Below are 22,176 nucleotides of genomic sequence, written 5' to 3' on the forward strand. Positions count from 1 at the left end.
TCTAGCAAGACAGCTGACCATCAAACACATGGGTCGCAGGTCCCGTCATATAAAGTGGCGTACCAGGCCCCTTCCAGTGAATGTGCAAATCGCCACCCGGCAAACTCACGGTGACATTTTCATCCAACAAGCCTTGTAAGATGCCGACCGCCACCGCGCCACACGCGCCGCTGCCACAAGCTTGCGTTTCACCCGCACCACGCTCATACACGCGCAGGCGAATCTGTTCACGGTTGACCACTTGCATAAATCCGGCATTGACGCGCTCAGGGAAACGCTCATGCGATTCAAGCAATGGCCCTAACGTCTCCACTTCTGCGGTATCAACGTCATCCACCACTGTCACGACATGTGGATTGCCCATGCTCACCGCACCGCAAAACAGCGTTTTTTCGCCAACACGCATAATGTAGGTTTTCTCTTTTTGCTTGGCGCGGAAAGGGATTTTGTTCGGTTCAAACTCTGGCACACCCATGTTAACGGTGATTTCATCGTCTTCTTCCACATCAAGAATCATTTTGCCTTTCTTGGTGCTGACACTGATGCTGTATTTATTGGTCAGCCCTTTCATGCGAACAAAGCGGGCAAAACAGCGCGCGCCATTGCCACACTGTTCCACTTCACTGCCATCGGCATTGAAAATACGATAGTGGAAATCCGTCTCAGGATCGTAAGGTGCTTCCACCACCAGCAGTTGGTCAAAACCAACGCCAGTGTGGCGATCCGCCAAACGGCGGATCAGCTCTTGAGAGAAGTAAACGTTTTGAGTAATGCAGTCGACCACCATAAAGTCGTTACCCAAACCGTGCATTTTAGAAAAATGGAAATGCATAAAAAGCTCGTTACTCCGGAAGGATGTTTTCTAGTTCCCACAAGCTACGCAGTTCTTCGCGCTGACGAACTAAATGGTGTTTTTTGCCATCCACCATCACTTCGGCTGCTCGTGCGCGCGTGTTGTAGTTGGACGACATAACAAAGCCATAAGCGCCCGCACTGCGAACCGCTAGCAAATCGTTCTCTGCCAGCACCAGTGAACGGTCTTTACCGAGGAAGTCTCCCGTTTCACAAATTGGCCCCACGAGATCATACGTCACCGCTTCGCCTTGGCGAGGCTGAACGGGCACAATGTCTTGCCACGCTTGGTACAGCGCAGGGCGCATCAAATCGTTCATCGCTGCATCAATGATGGCAAAATTTTTGTGTTCGGTGTGCTTGAGAAATTCTACTTTGGTCAGCAATACGCCTGCGTTCGCAGCAATCGCACGTCCTGGTTCAAAAATCAGTTCCAAATCTTGGTGATTTTCTAAACGACCCAACAGCGCTTTGGCGTATTCAGAAGGCTGAGGCGGCAATTCGTTGCGGTAGACCACGCCAAGGCCACCACCCACATCAAGATGGCGAATGTTGATGCCTTGTTCTTTTAGGTTATCGATCAAAGCCAGTAGGCGATCGGTTGCATCGATAAACGGGTCAATCGCAGTAAGCTGCGAGCCGATATGGCAGTCGATACCTTGGACGTTAAGGTTTTCTAAGCTCTGAGCAAATTGATACACCGCCGGCGCGCGATCAAACGCAATACCAAACTTGTTGTCACGCAAACCAGTCGAGATATAAGGATGGGTCTTGGCGTCCACATCGGGATTAATGCGCAGTGAGATTGGCGCTTTCACACCCAACTCTCCCGCAACGCGGTTCAAACGCTCAAGTTCAGGTTCCGATTCAACGTTAAAGCACTTGATGTTGAGCTCAAGCGCACGGCGCATTTCCGCTTCGGTTTTGCCCACGCCAGAGAACACCACTTTACGTGGATCACCGCCAGCGGCCAACACACGTTCCAATTCGCCACCGGATACGATGTCAAAGCCAGAACCCAATCGCGCTAAGGTGTTCAGCACACCCAGGTTCGAGTTGGCTTTCACCGCATAACAAACAAGATGAGGATGCCCTTCTACCGAGCGATCAAACGCATGCCAATGGCGCTCAAGCGTCGCACGCGAATACACATACAGAGGTGTGCCGTACTGCTCAGCCAGACTGGTTAAGGAAACCTCTTCCGCCCAAAGCTGACCATCGTCCTGATAATTGAAATAATCCAAAATTCACTTCCCTTATAATATGGTCGACTGCTAAATCAGTTGCGATGCCTACTGTGGTTGCTCAGATTGTTGAGCGTCATCTGGAATGTACAAAGCGCCCGATTGACCACATCCGGCCAACAGCGCTACCGACAAGGTTAACAGCACAGTAAGTATTTTTTTCATTTTGCATATCGTGATTATTGATTCAATGCCCCCTATAATCGCACCACACTCAGGAAAAGCAATAGGATAGATAGGATGAACAATACTGAATTTCATCAACTAGTGGATAACGAGCTGCAACTCATTGAAGAAGCGATTGATGAATCAGGCGCAGACATCGATTACGAGACCACGGGCAACGTGATGACGTTAGAATTTGATGACCGCAGCCAAATCATCATCAATCGCCAAGAGCCGATGCAAGAAATTTGGTTAGCCTCGAAATCCGGCGGTTTCCACTTCCAATACAAAGCGGGTCAGTGGATTTGCTCCAAGACTGGCGTTGAGTTTGCACACATGGTCAAACAAGAGTGTGAAAAGCACGCGGGTGAATCGATCGATTGGGCTTAAAAGGTCATCATCACGCCACCAGCGCATAAACACGAAGAGCACCTGTCGGTGCTCTTCGTGTTTTGATCATTCCATCAGTTTGTGACTAGGCAGTTAAACGTTGACTGCTTTGGACATCTTCGTTTGAGTACAGGCATCGTTACGATAAGGAATAATGTACGACTCCTGCCCTTCCTCTTGCGGATGAATGATTTGATAATACTGAGGCAAGTTGAAGTTAATGCATTTCGAGGCAACATGCTTGTCGTCTTTCACCGCGGTGTAAAAACTGTTCACACTGGCGATCATCTCATCTTTAGAGCCGCTAAACTGGTGATACACTTCCACTTGGTTGGCTTCATCCAACACATAAATGTTGAAGCCTTTTTCCGTATCTTCAAAGAAAAACTGAATCAAGCCTTCGCTGGCAAAACCATCCACCACGGGCGGTAGATGATAGTCGTCCTCACGGTCCAGCATCAGCAGCGGTGAGCCCTTGAGTTTATTCGTCGAGATGCTGCGGTAAAAATCGACCGAGTTTTCTAACCTCTGCACCGACACGCCGCGACGTTCAAAGAACAAACCGTAAGTCTGAGCTGCCAAGCGAATCGCTTTAAAACGGCGACGCTTTTCTTGCTCCACCGGCTTCAGGCGCAAATCAATGCACTCAGCCAACAGTTGATAGACCATATTGCGCATCACGCCACGTAAGTTCTTGCTGTAGCAGAACACATCCACCGACTCTGGCGGAATCGCGTCTTGGTGCATTTTGCCCAACACGGTTTTCAGTGCATCCAACATCGCGGTTTCACCACGGAAATGCAGAGTCCGCACTTCATGCCAAGAGTTGCGATAAACCAGATCAACGCTGCCAATCAAACATTTCTGTTCCGTCCCAAAACTGAAAATGTCGGCGTTCTTGAGATCGACTTTTAATGAGCGCCCAGACAGCTCAGCGGTTGGATCGTTTTCAAAATTGATGAACATCGCCAATTGGCTGATTTCACATGGGCTGGCTAACGCTTGCATGGTCGGACGGCGTTTACGCAGCGAGAAGGTATTACGCAGATCACTGACCATTTGATAGAACTTGTCGATGTCCAGTTGCGCTTCTTTGACCACGGCATGCAAGCGAGTGGATTCGGTGATCAAACCGTTGAAGAAGGCCCACGCCACCAACTTACTTAAGTATTCATGATGCTCAAGATAAGGTTGACCCAAAATACGGTGCGCAATCAGCGGTTGTTTATACAGATACCAGCCGGACTTATTGATGCGCCCTTCGCGCACTTCAATAAAACTCAAATCGGGTTCGTGCAAATCTGGCGAAATTTGTGGGTTGAGCAGCGTTACCTTACCCGGCAACACTTCAAACGCGGCATAAAGCTTACGTGCAAGAATACTGATGTCCTGCGGGCTGATCGCTGAGGTAATGTCATTACGACGAGCAAACTGAATCAGGTTACGGTAACTCTGCATCAAGGCATCAAGCAAGGCATGATGCACCACTTTGACCTGTTCCACTTTCCAGTTACGTCGGTTGTCTAACTCAACAATCACTGCCTGCGACCATTGCCATTGGCTGGTCAACTCGCGCAACGCTTCGCGGCGCCACGCCACGGAACCGACACCCGGTTCGCGCGATAGTTTTTCATGGGTTTTGAGATAGAAGCAGCGACGCACCAAATCCAAACGTGTGTGGTCATTAATGCGTTCGAGATAGCGAGTCACTTTCTCCAGCATCAGATAGTACGCATCCATCCCATAGAGATCTGGCTCATGAGCAAAGAAACGGCGCTTACTGTCGATACTCAGCAGTTGCGTGTGTGGGTATTCCCACGAATACGCTTCGAGCAAAATCGCCTTCAATACCGACTTGTATGGTGAGTCGATACTCTTGTAGAGCTGCCACAAGTTCGAACCAAAGTACTCTTCAGCAGGAATGCGACTCAGTTGACCAAAATCGATCCACTCATGGCAATTGATGTGGCCACCATTGCACAGCTCAGCCACGTATTGCTCGTAGCACTCTTCCATCTCAGGCGGCACGATTTGCCACAACAAGCGCTGCCCAGCAAGACGTACCGCTGAACGATAAAACTCATCCAGTAGCAACATATGCTGTGACGAACCACAGTTGTCACCCGTCATCTCTTCCGAGCGGTTGCTGCGGAACCGATCTTCATCCATCAAGAAAAAGTTGGCTTCTACGCCATGCATCTGCGCCCAATCGGTGATCAGTAAGCATTTATTGGCGAGGCTCTCTCTTTCGTCATGGCCCATTTGTGTAGGAATGCAGACCCAAATATCGAGATCACTGGAGGTACTTTGGCCAATGGACGAGGTACTGCCCATGGTATAGAGACCAAGAATTTGCGCATGCGGCGCGCGAGGTAAGGACTGACCTAGGGTTAACTCCGTGTCATCAACAAACTGCTGTTGAATATCATTGAGCTTGAGCCCATGCACCCCAAAGGGAACATCAGCGTCAAAATAGCCGGGGATAGCTGGGTGATTAAAGTGCAGTAAAACCGGGATGAGGTGGAATACTTGCTGACTTTGCAAATCCATAAGCGCCAGCGCACGCTCGATGCGTTGCCGGTTGAGGGTATCTAATCGCTGGATTAATTTTTCGGTATAAGCCTGCAAGGGATATCCTTGGTTTCAATATTGAGACACGTCTGCATAAGTTTTGAGCCATCCTGGCTAAAAAACGTGATCAATTTAACACTTCCATCCGTGTTGGTAAAGACAAATGCGCTGCATTCTTCACCACAACAAATCGCATTGGTGATAGGCAGAACACGGCCTCAAACTCGGCGGCTAAGTGTCGCTTGTAATCTTTATAACTAATAATAGTCCATCCGCCAAATGAGAATCCAATCACACTATTTCAGTCTCACGTACCATTTCGTTAACCCTAGCATCAGTTACACCAACTAACAGTAAGACTTTAGCAGTGAGAGTGGTAGGATTAGCCCAAATCAGAACGTTCAAGATATTGGGAAGACAATGACACACTCAACGCCAATCCGAATCGCAACACGCAAAAGCCCCCTCGCTCTATGGCAAGCCTACTACGTAAAAGATGCGCTACAGAAAGCCCATCCGGGCTTGGAAGTCGAGCTGGTGACCATGGTAACCAAAGGCGATGTGATTCTTGATACCCCTCTTGCCAAAGTGGGTGGCAAAGGCCTTTTTGTCAAAGAGCTCGAAGTGGCGATGCTGGAAGGGCGTGCTGACCTCGCGGTTCACTCGATGAAAGACGTGCCAGTGGATTTCCCAGAAGGTTTGGGGTTGGTGACGATTTGTGAGCGTGAAGATCCTCGCGATGCCTTTGTCTCAAACACCTACCATCATGTTGATGAACTGCCTCAAGGTGCGGTTGTTGGCACTTGCAGCTTGCGTCGTCAATGTCAATTGAAAGCCTACCGCCCAGATTTGGTCATTAAAGAACTGCGCGGCAACGTCGGCACTCGTTTAAGCAAACTCGATGCGGGTGAATACGACGCGATCATTCTCGCAGCCGCTGGCTTGAAACGTCTTGAGCTAGAAGAGCGCATCCGCAGCTTTATTGAGCCAGAACAATCGCTCCCAGCCGTCGGCCAAGGTGCCGTGGGCATTGAATGTCGTACTAACGATGAGCGTATTCTCAAGCTTCTCGAGCCACTAAACCACGCCGATACAGCCGATCGCGTCAAATGCGAACGCGCCATGAACCTCACCTTAGAAGGTGGCTGCCAAGTGCCAATCGGTAGCTATGCGCTGCTTGAGGGTGACGAGATCTGGCTACGTGCTTTGGTGGGTGAACCTGACGGCAGCGAAATCGTCCGTGGCGAAATTCGTGGCCCTCGCGCTCAAGCCGAGCAGTTGGGTGTGCAATTGGCCAATCAACTGCTGAATGAAGGCGCAAGAGAAATCCTCACCAAACTCTACCAAGACCACGAATGATATGGCGGTACTGGTAACAAGGCCAGCCGAGCAAGGCCAAGCGCTTTGCCAACTGCTTCAACAAGCTGGAGTCCCTGCACTCCAGCACCCTCTTATTGATATTGTTGCGAATAGTTCACTCAGCACCCTCGCCAACGACCTGAAGCAAAGCGATGTGATCATCGCGGTGAGTCAACATGCGGTGCAATGCGCCGAACACATCCTCAATGCACAGCAACAAAACTGGCCGCAAAACGCGCTTTACCTTGCCGTTGGTCAAAAAACCGCACACTATTTGAGCAAAGTTACCCACCAAGACGTAAACTACCCGACGGTCAGTGATAGCGAGCACCTCCTACAACTCCCAGAGTTCAATCGGATAGCCGGAAAACGCGTACTGATTCTGCGCGGCAACGGCGGACGAGAACTGATACACCAAGCATTGAGCCAACGAGGAGCTGACGTCCGGTATTGTGAGACCTACCAGAGAGAATTGATCCCCTTTGATGCGGTAAGCTCTCTCACCTTATGGCGCAATCAGGGCGTCGACACTCTGATTGTCACCAGTGCAGAACAACTCGACTACCTTCACACTCAAATGAGTGATGAGGGTAAATTTTGGTTATATCAACAACGCTTGCTGGTTCCCAGTGAACGTATTGCTGCCATTGCGACCCAACTTGGCTTTACGCGGGTCTGTAATGTTGGAAGTGCCTCGAATCAAGATTTACTGGCTGCTCTCCAGCCTAAGTAACACAGGACAAACTCATGACAAGTAAAAAAAATAACGAGCCAAATAAGCCTGAAGAAACAACTTCTGATCCAGTAACCACTGAAGTCTCCACTCCCGAGACTTCCTCAGTCGAAACGAATGCGTCCGTTTCACAACCTGAGCCAACAGTGGCACCCCAAACGCCACCTGCGACAACCAAGGATGAGCAGAAAAAACCAAGTCAAAAACTCAGTATCCTTGCCATCATCATTGCCTTGTTGGGCACTGGTGGTGTGGCGTTCCAGCTTCAACAGCAAAACAGCCAATATCAGGCACAAATCGCTGCGCTGCAAAATCAGTTGCAACAAACGCAAAGTGCGATGAGCAATGAGCTTAACCAAGTGAAACAAGAGACCGTCGCCAAAGCGACCGAAGTCACTCACAAAGCAGAAGTGGTGCTAGCTCAGCAGCAGAAAAGCATCGAAAGCCTTCAGCTCGCGATGGCAGACGTAAAAGGCCGTCGCCCGAACGATTGGTTATTGGCAGAAGCCGACTACCTCGTCAAACTGGCGGGGCGAAAACTGTTCCTTGAGCATGACGTAGTGAGCGCAACCAGCTTGATGGAAAGTGCCGACCAACGCATCGCAGCACTCAACGATCCAAGCCTCGTGCCTCTGCGCAAAGCGATGGCCAAAGACATTACCGATCTGAAAACCATCCCGCTGATTGACCGCGATGGCTTAGTGCTGCGTTTGACCGCTCTGCAACAACAGGTCGACCAACTGCCATTGGCAAACGCCATACTGCCGGAAGCGAAAACCGTCGAGAAACAACAAGTCTCTGACGACATCAACAACTGGCAAAACAACTTAATGGCGTCACTCAAAGCCTTCTCAGAGAACTTTATTACCTTCCGTACTCGCGATGGCAACGTCATTCCATTGTTGTCCCCAGAGCAGCATTTCTATCTAAAAGAGAACATCAAAGCGAAAATCGAAACCGCCATCAAAGCGGTCTATCAAGAACAAGGGGAAGTTTACACCACCTCACTCACCACGGCAGAAGCGTGGTCGCAAGCGTTCTTTAACCAAGATAACAACACGGTGAAAGAGTTTACTCAGTCGTTGAAACAGCTCAGCGAGCAAAAAATTCAGGTGCAATACCCTGTAAAACTGCAAACGCAAAATCAATTGGCGGATGTGATTCGTGAACGTCTACGCCGTGAAGTCACTAGCATGACCAGCACGGAGGCGCAGCAATGATTCGTCTGATTTTTCTCTTTGTCGTGCTTGGTGCCGGGCTGTTTGTCGGTACCCAGTTTTCTGGCCAGCAGGGTTATGTGCTGATCTCGATTGCCAACACCACGATTGAAATGAGTGTCACCACCTTGGTGATTTTCATTGTAGCGGCTTTGGCCGGTTTATTTGGCTTAGAATACTTAGTTAAAAAAGTACTCTATACCGGTTTCACCACGTGGAACTGGTTTAGCGTACGCAAAATGCGCCGCTCTCGTCGTTACACCAACGAAGGCATCATCAAGTTGCTGGAAGGCGATTGGAAAGGCGCAGAGAAGAAAGTGACACGCTGGGCAAGCCATCATGACATGCCACTGCTTTGTTACTTAGTGGCCTCAGAAGCAGCGGATGGCCAAGGAGACAAAGCCAAGCGCGATCACTACTTAGCATTGGCCGCCGAGCAAGAAAACGCCTACTTGGCGGTAGAACTAACCCGCTCAAAACAGTTGGTACGAGAGGGTGAGTTTGCTCAAGCGTTTGATAGTTTGCAGTCTCTCAAAGGTCGCTACCCCAATAATCCGATTGTTCTGAACTTGCTCAAAACCACTTACCTCGAGCTCAAGTTATGGCAACCTCTGATTGACCTCTTGCCAACACTCAACAAGCAAGCATTGCTCTCCCCGGAAGACGCCGAACAGATGCACCAACGAGCTCAGTGCGGTTTACTGGCCGACGTTGCTGGGCAGCAAGGCAGTGAGGGATTAATCAAACACTGGAATACACTGCCACGCAAAGTCAAACAAGACCCACATTTGGTGGCTTGCTTTGCCAAACAGTTGATTAGCCGTAAAGCTGACCACGAAGCACTCACGGTGATCAAAGAAGCACTGAAAAAATCGCCATCGCCAGAGCTGTATGCCCTTCTACCACAACTCAATTTAGGTGATGTTCACCCAGTGGTCGTGATGCTAGAGCAGAACGTGAAAAATGACAGCCAAAATGCCGAAGCGCACAGCGCACTGGCGCAGTTGTATTTCCGAGAAGGCAAATGGCCGCAAGCACAGTCGCACTTTGAAACAGCATTGAAAGTACGCTCAAGCGTTTCCGACTACGCTTTCTTAGCCGATGCGCTTGAGAAGCAAAACCTCAATAAGGCGGCACACGAAGTGTCGCGTAAAGCGTTGACGCTGATACAAAGTCACTAATGGAAGAAACAACCTGTAAAAACAGAGGGACGGTTGAACCGTCCCTCTGTTTTTTTTATTGGTGTTTCCTTGAGCTTACACCCACTGCCCCGCGACAAAGCCGCTCGACCAGCACCACTGGAAATTGTAGCCGCCAAGCCAACCTGTCACATCCATCACTTCACCAATAAAGTACAGCCCTGGAACGGTTTTGCACTCCATGGTTTTTGAGGACAGGTAATCGGTGTCCACACCGCCCAACGTAACTTCCGCAGTGCGGTAGCCTTCGGTGCCGTTGGGCGCAATTTTCCACTGCTGCAGATGCTCGACAACGTCTTGTAGCTCTTTGGCATTGAATTGCTTAAGTGGCTTATCCGTTAACTCTTTACGCTCAATAAGCACTTCAACTAAGCGTTTTGGCAGCACTTTCGCTAGGGTGTTTTTCAAAGTCTGATTTGGGTGTTTTTCCAAATTGCGTTGCAGCAGCTCCAGCACATCCACCTCAGGCACCAGATTAATGCTCACCGCTTGACCTGCCTTCCAGTAAGACGAAATTTGCAGTACTGAAGGGCCAGATAAACCGCGATGGGTAAACAGCAGCGCTTCTTTAAACAACGTACCGTCTTCTGCGGTGATCTCCGCCGGAATGGCAATTCCCGAGAGCTCTGCAAAGTCTTCTTTATCTTGCTTGTGCAGCGTAAATGGCACTAAACCTGCGGTGGTCGGTACCACCGGAATACCAAACTGCTCAGCGATTTTATAGCCATAAGGGGTCGCACCCAGTTTTGGCATCGATAAGCCCCCCGTTGCGACAACGAGAGATTGGCATTCAAATACCTCTGCACCAGCACGCAGAACAAAGCCTTGCTCTGTTTTCTCAATCTCGGTGAGCTGCACTTGATAACGCTGAGCGATATTCGGTTGGTCGCACTCACTCAGCAACATATTGACGATATCTTTGGCAGAATCGAGACAGAACAACTGGCCATGATCACGCTCTTCAAACTCGATGCCATACTTGTAGATCATCGAAATGAAGTCCCAGTTGCTGTACTGAGATAAGGCGGACTTGACGAAGTGAGGGTTGCGGCACAAGTAGTTTTTCGCCGAGACATCATGGTTGGTGAAATTACAACGGCCACCACCGGAGATGAGAATTTTGCGTCCTGGCTTTTTCGCGTGGTCAAGCACCAACACTTTGCGGCCACGACGGCCCGCCTCGGCCGCACACATTAACCCCGCTGCACCGGCACCTATTACCACCACATCAAACTTGTTACTCATGCTGGAAAATCTCTCTGACAATAAAAAAGGATGTGCAGTTGGCACATCCTTACTTTTTCGCCGCTATTCTAACGGCAAAGTGGGTTATTTTCCAAGCACTGGCTACAGAAGAAATGCAGCCAACAAAGTCACACCGGTCAAGCTTACACTCAGTACGAATAACTCTCTTACCCGATCGCATTTCCCAGTAAAAACTTCATCGTGATGATGGTGATACTCTTTGCTTTTCAGATAGTGGTAGAGTCGCACCTGTTTGGTGACATTGCCATGAGTGGTAAAAAATCCATTACCATCCACTTGTTGATATAACAGCGGATGCGCTTCACGCATAATGTAAATCAGTGAACGAAGAGCTGTGAGATAACGAGCGAGGTTAACCCCCGTCACCACCATAAGCGCAAACAGGATAATATCTCCATTAATCATCTTTTCCTCCCTACATCTTCATCAATGCTCAAGAGAAAAAGACGACCAACGTCTTTCTAACCCGCTAGCGGAAACTGGCTGTTCCGTTAAGCAGCTGGAGCATCCATGATTGAAGATGAACCTTCTTTCGCCATTTGTGCCAGATCTTTATCGATGAAGAACAAAGCTTTACCATCTTCACCAACAAGTTCAATTTTGTCCAAAATCCCTTTGAACAATTTTTCTTCTTCGTGCTGCTCTGCGACATACCACTGCAGGAAGTTAAACGTTGAATAATCCTGGCTAGTAAACGCGCCATGAGCGAGCTTATTAATCTGCTGAGTGATCATTTGTTCATGTTCATATGTTTCGCGGAACACTTCACCCAAGCTTGCAAAATCATGTTTTGGTGCTGCAATCGCGCCTAAAATCGGTAATGCACCCGTCTCGCTGACGTAAGTGAACAGGCGTTGCATGTGTTGCATCTCTTCCACAGCGTGCACTCTTAAAAACTGTGCTGCGCCATCAAATCCTTTATCTTCACACCAAGCACTCATTTGTAAGTATAGATTGGATGAGAAAAATTCCAGATTAATTTGCGCATTCAATTGTTCGACCATAGTCTGAGACAGCATGAGGACTCCTGATTGTTTGTATCCGTTTTGAGCTACTATACCACGAAAATTTCGATAACTCTTTGTTACATGGAATTGGATCTGAGATCCCTTTGGCAAAAAACTATTCACCTAAGTGCTATGTTTTAACTATACCCACGAGGGAAAATGATAAAGGAGAGCACACCATGAGTTATCAACACATATTAGTCGCTGTTGATCTTTCTGACGACAGCAAGCTATTGATCGATAAAGCCGTTTCTTTAGCAAAAGCTTTAGAAGCGAAAGTATCCTTTATCCATATCGATGTGAATTATGCCGAGCTGTACACCGGCCTTATCGACATCAACATGGCCGAAGCACAGCATCAGGCGATGGAAGCGTCTCGCACTCAATTAGGCAATCTCGCGGATTACGCCAACTACCCGATCACTCATACCTTGGTCGGCAGCGGCGATTTAAGCAATGAACTGTGTGACACCATTGGTGAGTACCAAGTGGATTTGCTCGTGTGCGGCCATCACCAAGATTTTTGGAGTAAACTGCTCTCTTCGACTCGTCAACTGATCAACTGCTCTCCGGTTGATATGTTGGTTGTACCACTTAAAGAGTGATTTTGCTTTTGCCCTTCTCGGCAAATCGGTAGACTGCGGACATTTGTTATTTACTCGTTATCACTATGTTTTATCTCTCCGCAGTCACCCTGTTATGGGCATTTTCATTTAGCTTGATTGGCGTTTACCTCGCCGGTCAGGTAGATTCTTGGTTTTCGGTGCTGATGCGCGTGGCACTCGCCAGCGTCGTGTTCGTTCCTTTCCTCAAATTCAAAGGGGTCAGCAAGCGTCTTATCGGTAAATTAATGGTGGTCGGCGGCTTCCAGCTCGGCTTGATGTACTGCTTCTATTACCAATCGTTTCTGCTGCTGTCTGTCCCTGAAGTGTTGCTGTTCACCGTCTTTACGCCGATCTACGTCACGCTGATCTACGATTTGCTGCACGGGCGTTTCTCTCCTTGGTATTTGGTGACGGCCATCATCGCCGTATTAGGCGCCGTCTTTATCAAGTTTGCCACCATCAATCCGAACTTCTTGCTGGGCTTTTTGGTGGTGCAAGGGGCCAACCTCTGTTTTGCCATTGGCCAAGTGGGCTACAAATACATCATGGAGAAAGAGCAACTTGAGTTGCCACAACACACGGTATTTGGCTACTTCTACCTTGGCGCGCTGTGTGTGGCCTTAGTGGCGTTTGCTTTAATGGGTAATCCGAGCAAGCTGCCTACCACCGAGCTGCAATGGGGCATTTTGATTTACTTAGGCCTGATTGCATCTGGCTTGGGCTATTTTGCCTGGAACAAAGGGGCAACGTTGGTAAATGCTGGAGCCTTGGCGGTAATGAACAACGCTTTGGTGCCTGCTGGGCTTATCGTCAACATCTTGATTTGGAATCGCGATGTCGATTTGCTGCGCCTAACATTGGGCGGCGGGGTCATTCTGTTTTCGCTGTGGCTGAACGAAACCTGGGTCAAAGCCAAAGTTGAGCGCGACTTTGCTCGCAAAGCATCACAAGCCTAGCCCTTGTCTCGCATAGCGACCCGTTTCAATGACCCACATGCACTCAGCCCACCATTTCGGTGGGCTGAGTCATTATTCTTACTTAAGCACGCTTAGTGCACTTGCTCTGCACTGCCTTGCAATACTTGTTTGTGGCTTAAAACTCGTAAAATGCCGCTGTATTTGTTGAGTTTTCCTTCCAACTTCTCACGCTTTTGCAGCTGTTTGACTTTCTTCTTGGCCAACTTCGCCAGTTTCTTATGGTATTTGCGCTGTTTTTTCAGCGCCTTTTTGGCTTGCTTAAGTTGTTTTTTACCCAGTGATGGCAAATTAATGTCAAACGCACTCACCGACTCCGCCATCAGCAATGTTTGCGGACGTTGATTCTCCGCTATCGACGTTTGCTCGGGCAACGCGGCAACCTTCACCGCCAAGGGTTTGGTTTTTGATTTTAGGCTTGGAATGGCTTGTGGCTTACACAGCGAACTTTTCGATGAAGATGCACGCGCACAAGAGCGACAAAGGTATTTGGGCGCCGCAACCAACTGGTGAATTTCACCCAATTGACTGGCGATCTCTCTTCTATCCATCTTACAAAAGCGTTTTGTCATGCGACGACTCCAACACAAATATGCCTGCACATTACCGATAATTTGAATAATAATAATTCTTAGTTAGATATACAGCGAGTACGGCAAATTGGCAAGCGCAGAAATGTGAGTCTTTCTGCGCAATAGAAAAGAAAGGAAGAGATCGAAGGAAATACGCTTAACTCATCGACGCGTTGACATAGACGTCAAAACGGTTCTTTTTGGTCTCAATCGCCATGCTGGGTTTAACGCCATTGAGCCACTCGGCATAGTCAGGGCGCTTCACCACCACACGCTTAGTCGCCAATGCTAACGCAGGCGTGAGCAGCGCATCGGCATCGGTATCTGCCCCAACCAAAGATTGAAACACGCGCATCTCTTTTTTCACTAAGGCGGTTTTCTTTTTGTTTTCAGGATGCGGGTACATGGGGTCCAGATAGACCACATCGGGACGAACAAATTCGGCATCGCTGGCTAACGCCGCGAGCGCATCGTGGCTTGACGCGTGCAGCAGTGACATACGCTCACTCACCCAAGCACCGATTTCATCATCTTGTTTGGCTCTGGTTAAGCCATCGTCGAGCAAAGCGGCCACAACGGGGTTGCGCTCCACCATCTGCACCTTGCACCCAAGCGAGGCTAAGACAAACGCATCACGCCCAAGCCCTGCCGTGCCATCCAAAACCGTCGGTGTTGCCCCTTTGTTGAGCCCCGCTGCTTTGGCAATCGCCTGACCTTTGCCGCCACCAAACTTGCGTCGATGCGCAACCGCACCGCCTGCTAAATCAACATAAATCGCCCCAAGCTTAGGTTCATCAAGCTTACGCAACTCCAAACGCTCGAACGTCAGCACAAGAGCGAAATGGCTGTGTGCGTCGTGGGTCAGTTGCCATTTGCTGGCAATAGCGTCGAGATAAGGCTGTAAAGCCGCATCTTCACAAATCAGTTGTAGTTGCACAGGGTGCTCCGAAAAATCGTCATGGATGAGGAACTGGCTGGCGAGTTTACCGCAAGCAAGGCTGGAACTGTAGTGATTCCATCGGCCCTAAGCTGGGCGATGCATTCAATCAAGACCCACTTCGCGATGTAAACTCGTCCTGCCATTGTGCCACCAGCTCTGCCAATGGCGTTGGATAACCAATCACGTAACCTTGGGCGTAATCCACACCGAGTTCTGTCAGTAATGCAACAATTTCACTGTTTTCGACAAACTCAGCCACCGTTTGCTTGCCCATTTGCTGCGCCAGTTCATTGATGGCTCGCACCATGATGTGATCGCTCTCATTGCGATGCATGTCCTGCACAAAAATGCCGTCGATTTTCACTACATCGACAGGCAATTGCTTGAGATAGCCAAACGATGACAGCCCAGAACCAAAATCATCCAGCGCAATCAAGCAGCCCAGCGCTTTCACTTGAGCGAAGAAGTCCATCGCCAAGCTGATGTTTTTCATCGCTGCGGTTTCGGTGATTTCCAGACAGATTTTATGGCAAGGAATCACGCTGTTGGCCAATCGGTCAAGCAAAAACGCCATAAACTCTGGATTGCCCATCGAGTGACCCGAAAGGTTTATCGAACATCGACCGAGCTGGTGCAGCGCATCTGGGCGCGCCTCAAGCCAGTCGAGGGTTTTGGTCACCACTTGTTCATCAATCAGGTGGGCAATGTTGTAGCGCTCGGATGCCGGCATAAAGATCGCAGGCGAGAGATACTCCCCCTGTTTATCACGAATGCGCGTTAGGATCTCAAAGTGCATTTTGTCGCACTCTTTTCTAAGTGGAATAATGCGTTGAGCGAAGAGTTCTAGACGGTCGTTAGCAAGCGCATCATGGACTAGGTTTACACTCTCCATCTCCTGCTGACGGCGTTGTAACTCTTCGCTGTCCAAGCTAAACAATTTGAAGCGATTACGCCCCTGCTCTTTGGCCGCATGACAGGCAGTGTCTGCCTGCGCATGCACCATTTGTGGCGATTCGGCCGTATGGTCAATCATACGAATGCCGATCGAGCAGGTTAGGTTTATCTGCACTTTTTCCCAGATGAAAGGCTGGCTGCTCAAGGTGGCAATGATGGTTTTCGCCACACCGATGGCGGTGTGTTCATTGCTGTCTTTGAGTAAGACAGCAAACTCATCGCCCCCTAAGCGCGCCAAAATCGCGGTATGCGGCAACACCTCTTCCAACATGCTGGCGCAAAATTGAATTGCCCCATCCCCCGCGTCATGCCCTGCGGTATCGTTGAGCACTTTAAGCTGATCCAAATCGATATAGAGCATCGCATGCACACGGCGATGGCTTTCCACCTCGCGCAGCGCGCGTTTGAGTTCAATATCAAATTGGTTACGATTAAAGGTATCGGTCAACAAATCGTATTTGGCTTGGTATTCCAACTGACGAGCCAGCTGTTTGTTGTGGGAGATGTCTTCGCCAACAATCAAAATTTGTCCTGACTCGGTCAATGGACGAATGTTTTCGCGTATCCACACCGCGCTGCCGTCTTGGTGACGATACTCAATCTCTCGACGCCAAACCCCTTGCAGCGCTGGTGTTGGTTGCAGCAGCATTTGCCTTGGGGTCATGGCTTGAGTATCACAATAGAACTCTTGCAGCAGATGGCCGAGCATTTCTAAGGGTTGATAGCCCAGTAGCTGCTGAGCAAAACGGTTTACCTGCTGAATGCGATTGTTTTTATCCAGCGTCACCATCATCACGGGCTGCTGCTCATAGTAATTGCGTAAGTTGGACTCACGTTTGTAGAGCTTCTCTTCCATCAACTTTCGTGAGGTGATGTCTCGCGCTTCAAACAAGTATTCTCCTCGCTGCTCTCCCACGCTATGCAGTGGTTTGAGAGACACTTCAAGCATCATCGCGCCGAGATTACGACTCCAAATCTCCGCTTCAAAGGTGCTCAGTTGCGCTTCCGTCGCAGAAAAATAGTCAGCCAAACGAGAGGCAGATGCGTCTTCCCAATGTTGGTGTTGCCATAAAGGGCGATCTAGCGGAACCCCTTGGAAAAACAGCAGATCTTGCAGCTGAGCATTGCTGGAAACCAAGCAGCCGTTTCGATCTAAAATACCGATGTATTGCAAACTCTGGTCGAAAATTGACTCGAGCATCGATTGACTCTCACGCGCTAACGTCTCGCTCTGTTGAATGCGGCGCAAGTAATAAACTAACAGCACAATCACCAGCACCAACATCACAAATACCGCGCTGTAGAGGCGGATCTCTTGCGCGTAACGCACCGAAAATGGCTCGGGTTTATTGACCAACACGGAAGCGGGTTCACCTTCCACCCCTAACTTCCAGCGCGCCACGGCTTGATAATCCAGTTTGATATCAGGCTCCACCACCTTCACTTTCGGTAAGGGTGCGGCGGGTGAGTCCAGCACTTGGTTCAACACTTTACCCGTAGCAAAACCTTGCTTGTAGCCACTTTGAATCACACCACCAACCGCACCATGACCAAGACCAAGATCGTGCACCATGTAGATAGGTGCTCTGCTGACGCGATTGAGCTCCTGCCAATCGTCATCATCACTCAAAGTACCATCAGCATCGCGGTAATAAGCCCAAAACAGCACCGCGCTGTTTAAGTCGAGCATTTGCACTCGCTCAATCAGCTCGGCCACCGTATTCGGCACTAAATGTTGCACTTTTTGCTGATACTCAGGATAGCGGGACAAAAACTTGTCCACCTGCGCGCGCAACGCGACCCCCGTAATCGAATGGTCCGTTACCACAAAAATTTTCTGCGCTTGGGGCTGCAAACGCTCAATCAGCGACACGTTCGACAGCAGATCAATATCTTCAATCACGCCAGTGGCATTCAAACCCGCATGCATTTCTGGCGTGTAATTATTAATGCCACCAAAAATCACCGGTGTGCCCGACAGTGGCTCCGCCAAACGCTGCATCAACTGCAGTGCTACGTTATCGCTCACCACAATGGCGTCAAAGCGCTCTTGTTCCACTTTGGTTTTGTAGAGAAAGTAAAGCTGATTGAGAAAGCTGGCGCTTTGATTACGCTTGGTATCGAGGTAAAGCACACGCAGAGCGATATCGCGCTCACCGAGTGTTTGTGCAAGGCCAAGTTGGAAGGAGTCAGTCCAAAAGAAACCTTGGTGGTAAGAGTGCACCACTAAAATATTTTTCTCATGGGCACTTGCCCAAAAGCTGCATAGCATTATCAACATGGAAAAACAAAATCGCACTTGCTCACCTTCCTCTAACCCGATCTATGAGCAAAAAACCTTGATTGTGAAAGATAAGCTGCCCTTGTTAGTATTATACCCATATGCTGATTATAAAAGGGACAAACAATGCATTCTGCCAATGCCAAGATTGATGATTTGGATCGCGCTATATTGAAAACGCTGATGGCGGACGCGAAAACGCCTTATGCAGAGATGGCTAAGCAGTTCAACGTCAGCCCGGCCACCATTCACGTGCGCATCGAAAAGATGAAAGCGGCGGAGATCATTGAAGGTACCGAAGTGGTGGTCAACACCAAAAAACTCGGCTACGACGTGTGCTGTTTTATCGGCATCAACCTCAATGCAGCGCGCGACTACCATTCCGCGCTGGAAAAACTCAACGCATTGGATGAAGTGGTGGAGGCGTATTACACCACGGGCGCGTACAACATCTTCGTCAAACTGATGTGTAAGTCGATTGAAGAGCTGCAATTTGTGCTGATCGACAAACTGCAAGCGATCGACGAAGTACAATCGACCGAAACGCTGATTTCGCTGCAAAACCCGATCAATCGCAACGTCAATCCTTAGCTCGCAACAAACTTAGCGTACCGCAAAAAAACAAGGCCAGCCGTTGGGCTGACCTTGTGATGCTTCGTTTACTTAATCGAGTTAAGCCGCAATACCGGAATGGCGCAGCAAAGCATCGATTTGTGGTTCACGGCCACGGAAGCGTTTGAATAGCTCCATTGGCTCTTCGCTGCCGCCCATCTCAAGAATATGGTTGAGGAAGCTCTGACCGGTCTCGGCGTTAAAAATGCCTTCTTCCTCAAAACGCGAGAACGCGTCAGAAGAGAGCACTTCTGCCCATAGGTAGCTGTAGTAACCCGCACAGTAACCGCCCGCAAAGATGTGGCCAAAGCTGTGTGAGAAACGCGCCCACTCGACCGCAGGAAGTACCGCAACTTTCTGCTTCACTTGCGCCAAGGTTTCGAGCACACGCGGGCCAATCTCAGGGTCAAACTCGGTGTGCAGCGTGAAATCAAACAGACCAAACTCAAGCTGGCGCAAAATGCCCATTGCCGATTGGAAGTTCTTCGCCGCCAACATTTTCTCTAGCATCGTTTTTGGCAGCGGCTCACCCGTTTCGTAGTGGCCAGAGATAAACGCCAACGCGTCTTCTTCCCAACACCAGTTTTCCAGGAACTGACTTGGCAGTTCCACCGCATCCCAAGGCACACCATTGATACCAGACACCGCACCCGTGGTGACTTGAGTCAGCATATGGTGAATACCGTGGCCGAATTCGTGGAACAAGGTGACCACTTCATCGTGCGTAAACAGCGCTGGTTTGTCGCCGATTGGGCGGTTGAAGTTACACGTTAGGTACGCCACTGGGGTTTGCAGCTCGCCTTGTGCGTTAATACGGCGCACGCGGCATTCATCCATCCAAGCGCCGCCACGTTTGTGTTCACGCGCATAGAGATCAAGGTAGAAGCTGCCACGCAGCGCGCCCTGCGCATCGAAAATATCGAAGAAACGCACTGAGTTGTGCCAAACGTCAATGCCTTCGCGCTCTTTCACGCTCATGCCAAACACACGTTTGAGCACTTCAAACAAACCGCTGACGGCTTTCGACTCAGGGAAGTACGGACGCAGTTCTTCATCCGAAATTTGGAACAGGTGCTGCTTTTGTTTTTCGCTGTAGTAAGCGATATCCCACACATTGAGTTCAGACACGCCAAACTCTTGCTCAGCAAACTGACGCAGCTCTGCCACTTCACGCTCACCTTGTGGTTTGGCTTTGGTGGCGAGATCATTGAGGAAGCCCAGCACTTGCGCTGGGTTTTCCGCCATTTTGGTCGCCAACGACTTTTCGCTGTAGGTGTTAAAGCCAAGCATGCGAGCAATTTCATGACGCAGTTTCAACTGCTCATTGATGATCTCGGTGTTGTCCCACTTACCGGCGTTTGGACCGCGATCCGACGCGCGAGTCACGTACGCTTCGTACACTTCACGGCGCAGCGCTTGGTTGTCACAGTAAGTCATCACTGGCAGGTAAGACGGCACGTCCAGCGTGATCAAATAACCGTCGAGCTCTTTGGCTTCAGCCGCGGCTTTCGCGGCCGCCAACGCCGATTCCGGCATGCCTGCTAACTCTTTCTCATCGGTGATGTGCTTGGTCCAGCCCATGGTGGCGTCTAGCGTGTTGTTGGAAAACTTAGAGCTTAGCTCTGACATACGCTTGCTGATTTCGCCGTAGCGCTTTTGCTCATCCGCAGGCAGGCCAATGCCCGATAGCTCAAAATCACGCAAAGCATCGGTAATGGTTTTCTGTTGTGCAATGGTCAGCTTGGCAAACGCTTCGCTGGCTTTGATCGCTTTGTACGCTTCAAACAGACCTTTGTGCTGGCCCACCCAAGTGCCGTATTCCGACAACATTGGCAGGCAACTTTCATACGCGTCGCGCAGCTCGTCGCTGTTGACGACAGAGTTCATGTGACTCACTGGTGACCAAATACGGCTGAGACGATCATCCACTTCCTCGATCGGCGCAATCACCGTTTCCCAGCTAGGGGTATTGTTGCCTTCAAGCACCTGCTCAATCTTGGCGCGGCAATCGGCTATCGCCTGTTCCACCGCAGGAAACACATGCTCTGGCTTGATTTGAGAAAACGGAGGCAGATCCGTAAAAGTAAGGAGTGGATTAGACATATAAATTCCTTTTGTTTGACTCTTCAGTATCGTGGCCAACTGTCCATCGATGACACGCTTATAATAATACGCGATATCCACCGACAACCGCCAATTGGTCTTACATTTTGATACTAAATGAGGGTTAAAGGTTCACATTTCAATACGAATAGACGATTAACTTTTTTGTGACTCAGAGAGAATCCTGAACATCAGCGTCAGTTGGGTATATAATCGCCCTATTAATCCCTGACCACACTCTACTCAGAGTGTTACGAGAGTGAATTTTGCTGAGTTATCGTCATAGCTTTCATGCCGGCAACCATGCCGACGTGGTAAAACACATTGTTCAGAGTCTGATTCTGGACTCGCTAAAACAAAAAGACAAACCCTTCGTCTACCACGACACCCATTCTGGCGTTGGTCGCTACGATTTGACCCACGAATGGTCAGAAAAAACGAGCGAGTACAAACAAGGTGTGGCGCGTATTTGGGATCGCAGCGATCTGCCTGCCGACATCGCCAGCTATATCGGTTCGATCAAAGCCCTCAACAATGGCGATAAGCTGCGTTACTACCCTGGCTCACCACGCGTCGCCCGTGCTCAATTGCGCGATCAAGACCGCATGGTTCTGACGGAGCTCCACCCAAGCGATTACCCACTCTTGGAACAAGAGTTTCACCGTGATCGCCAAGTCAGCATCTACAAGGAAGATGGCTTTCAACGTCTCAAAGCCAGCTTGCCACCGCAAGAACGCCGTGGCCTAGTGCTGATTGACCCACCTTACGAGTTGGCCAAAGAGTACCGTGATGTGGTGCAAGCGATTTACCAAAGCCACAAACGCTGGGCAACTGGCATCTACGCGATTTGGTACCCCGTGGTCAACCGCTGCGATATCGATGACATGTTAGAAGGGCTGGAAGGACTCGGCATTCGCAAGATTCTGCAAATTGAGTTGGGTGTCTCACCGGATACCAATGAGCGCGGCATGACCGCTTCAGGCATGATTGTGATTAACCCACCTTGGAAACTAGAAAGCCAGATGCAAGAAATTTTGCCTTTCCTTAAGGAAGCAATTGCGCCGGCAACCGGTCATTGGAAGGTAGAGTGGATCGTGCCTGAGTAATCGTCCCAGAATAAAATAGAGACGCA

20 protein-coding genes are annotated in these 22,176 nt (G+C 49.6%); 9 read left to right on the top strand and 11 right to left on the bottom strand.

The window, feature by feature from the left end; translation table 11 throughout:
• Position 1: 1 nt before the first annotated feature.
• The 3 genes from dapF to CIK04_RS09510 are packed head-to-tail and all read right to left on the bottom strand — an operon-like array spanning position 2 to position 2,357.
• Entirely contained in the window at positions 2-832 is an 831-nt protein-coding gene (dapF, locus tag CIK04_RS09500; RefSeq protein WP_017420405.1) for a diaminopimelate epimerase, read from the bottom strand.
• Positions 833-842: 10 nt separating this feature from the next.
• Positions 843-2,096, bottom strand: coding sequence for a diaminopimelate decarboxylase (gene lysA, locus CIK04_RS09505; protein ID WP_017420406.1), 1,254 nt, complete (start codon positions 2,094-2,096; stop codon positions 843-845).
• A 48-nt stretch (positions 2,097-2,144) separates the two neighbouring features.
• Entirely contained in the window at positions 2,145-2,357 is a 213-nt protein-coding gene (locus CIK04_RS09510; RefSeq protein ID WP_170861680.1) for a lipoprotein, read from the bottom strand.
• Between CIK04_RS09510 and cyaY the strand changes: the two genes are divergently transcribed.
• Complete coding sequence (gene cyaY, locus CIK04_RS09515; RefSeq protein ID WP_011079140.1) at positions 2,337-2,651, top strand: iron donor protein CyaY; 315 nt, start codon at positions 2,337-2,339, stop codon at positions 2,649-2,651. The two genes, CIK04_RS09510 and cyaY, sit on opposite strands and share 21 nt — an antisense overlap.
• Before the next feature lie 93 nt (positions 2,652-2,744).
• Here cyaY and CIK04_RS09520 read toward each other — a convergent pair whose 3' ends face one another.
• Positions 2,745-5,279 carry a class I adenylate cyclase gene (locus tag CIK04_RS09520; RefSeq protein ID WP_017420408.1) on the bottom strand — a complete coding sequence of 845 codons (2,535 nt, stop codon included), beginning with the start codon at positions 5,277-5,279 and terminating at the stop codon, positions 2,745-2,747.
• A 363-nt stretch (positions 5,280-5,642) separates the two neighbouring features.
• Between CIK04_RS09520 and hemC the strand changes: the two genes are divergently transcribed.
• The 4 genes from hemC to CIK04_RS09540 are packed head-to-tail and all read left to right on the top strand — an operon-like array spanning position 5,643 to position 9,712.
• Positions 5,643-6,581: a hydroxymethylbilane synthase gene (gene hemC / locus CIK04_RS09525; protein WP_017420409.1), complete on the top strand. Its 939-nt coding sequence runs from the start codon at positions 5,643-5,645 to the stop codon at positions 6,579-6,581.
• A 1-nt stretch (position 6,582) separates the two neighbouring features.
• Complete coding sequence (locus tag CIK04_RS09530) at positions 6,583-7,314, top strand: uroporphyrinogen-III synthase (RefSeq protein ID WP_097353125.1); 732 nt, start codon at positions 6,583-6,585, stop codon at positions 7,312-7,314.
• A gap of 14 nt (positions 7,315-7,328) precedes the next feature.
• Positions 7,329-8,534 carry a uroporphyrinogen-III C-methyltransferase gene (locus CIK04_RS09535; protein WP_017789658.1) on the top strand — a complete coding sequence of 402 codons (1,206 nt, stop codon included), beginning with the start codon at positions 7,329-7,331 and terminating at the stop codon, positions 8,532-8,534.
• The gene (locus tag CIK04_RS09540) at positions 8,531-9,712 is read left to right on the top strand and encodes a heme biosynthesis protein HemY (RefSeq protein ID WP_045614421.1); all 1,182 of its coding nucleotides are present in this window, start codon (positions 8,531-8,533) and stop codon (positions 9,710-9,712) included. Before CIK04_RS09535 ends, CIK04_RS09540 begins: the two co-directional genes overlap by 4 nt.
• Positions 9,713-9,787: 75 nt before the next feature.
• Here CIK04_RS09540 and CIK04_RS09545 read toward each other — a convergent pair whose 3' ends face one another.
• From CIK04_RS09545 to ftnA, 3 genes are all read right to left on the bottom strand, one after another.
• The gene (locus CIK04_RS09545) at positions 9,788-10,975 is read right to left on the bottom strand and encodes an NAD(P)/FAD-dependent oxidoreductase (protein WP_038968969.1); all 1,188 of its coding nucleotides are present in this window, start codon (positions 10,973-10,975) and stop codon (positions 9,788-9,790) included.
• A gap of 102 nt (positions 10,976-11,077) precedes the next feature.
• Positions 11,078-11,401, bottom strand: coding sequence for a universal stress protein UspB (uspB, locus tag CIK04_RS09550; RefSeq protein WP_011079133.1), 324 nt, complete (start codon positions 11,399-11,401; stop codon positions 11,078-11,080).
• Positions 11,402-11,487: 86 nt separating this feature from the next.
• Entirely contained in the window at positions 11,488-12,015 is a 528-nt protein-coding gene (ftnA, locus tag CIK04_RS09555; RefSeq protein WP_017420414.1) for a non-heme ferritin, read from the bottom strand.
• 167 nt (positions 12,016-12,182) lie between these two features.
• Here ftnA and uspA point away from each other — a divergent pair, with 167 nt between their 5' ends.
• On the top strand, positions 12,183-12,608 hold the full coding sequence (uspA, locus tag CIK04_RS09560; protein ID WP_026050289.1) for a universal stress protein UspA: 426 nt from the start codon (positions 12,183-12,185) through the stop codon (positions 12,606-12,608).
• Between the two features lie 65 nt (positions 12,609-12,673).
• Entirely contained in the window at positions 12,674-13,564 is an 891-nt protein-coding gene (locus CIK04_RS09565) for a carboxylate/amino acid/amine transporter (RefSeq protein WP_097353126.1), read from the top strand.
• A gap of 92 nt (positions 13,565-13,656) precedes the next feature.
• On the opposite strand, the gene CIK04_RS09570 is transcribed toward CIK04_RS09565, so the two are convergent.
• The 3 genes from CIK04_RS09570 to CIK04_RS09580 all read right to left on the bottom strand — a co-directional run bounded on the left by CIK04_RS09570 (position 13,657) and on the right by CIK04_RS09580 (position 18,329).
• Complete coding sequence (locus CIK04_RS09570) at positions 13,657-14,154, bottom strand: hypothetical protein (protein WP_097353127.1); 498 nt, start codon at positions 14,152-14,154, stop codon at positions 13,657-13,659.
• A 157-nt stretch (positions 14,155-14,311) separates the two neighbouring features.
• Positions 14,312-15,091 (bottom strand): class I SAM-dependent methyltransferase, encoded by a 780-nt coding sequence (locus CIK04_RS09575; RefSeq protein ID WP_045609666.1) that lies wholly within the window; start codon positions 15,089-15,091, stop codon positions 14,312-14,314.
• 109 nt (positions 15,092-15,200) lie between these two features.
• Positions 15,201-18,329 (bottom strand): EAL domain-containing protein, encoded by a 3,129-nt coding sequence (locus tag CIK04_RS09580; RefSeq protein WP_176463309.1) that lies wholly within the window; start codon positions 18,327-18,329, stop codon positions 15,201-15,203.
• A 126-nt stretch (positions 18,330-18,455) separates the two neighbouring features.
• On the opposite strand from CIK04_RS09580, the gene asnC reads away from it, so the two are divergent.
• Positions 18,456-18,920, top strand: coding sequence for a transcriptional regulator AsnC (gene asnC / locus CIK04_RS09585; RefSeq protein WP_011079126.1), 465 nt, complete (start codon positions 18,456-18,458; stop codon positions 18,918-18,920).
• Between the two features lie 81 nt (positions 18,921-19,001).
• Here asnC and prlC read toward each other — a convergent pair whose 3' ends face one another.
• A complete protein-coding gene (prlC, locus tag CIK04_RS09590; RefSeq protein WP_097353129.1) occupies positions 19,002-21,044 on the bottom strand; it encodes an oligopeptidase A in 2,043 nt (680 codons plus the stop codon).
• 266 nt (positions 21,045-21,310) lie between these two features.
• Between prlC and CIK04_RS09595 the strand changes: the two genes are divergently transcribed.
• A complete protein-coding gene (locus CIK04_RS09595; RefSeq protein WP_097353130.1) occupies positions 21,311-22,150 on the top strand; it encodes a 23S rRNA (adenine(2030)-N(6))-methyltransferase RlmJ in 840 nt (279 codons plus the stop codon).
• Positions 22,151-22,176 lie beyond the last annotated feature (26 nt).

The sequence above is a fragment of the Vibrio sp. 03_296 genome (assembly GCF_002265885.1).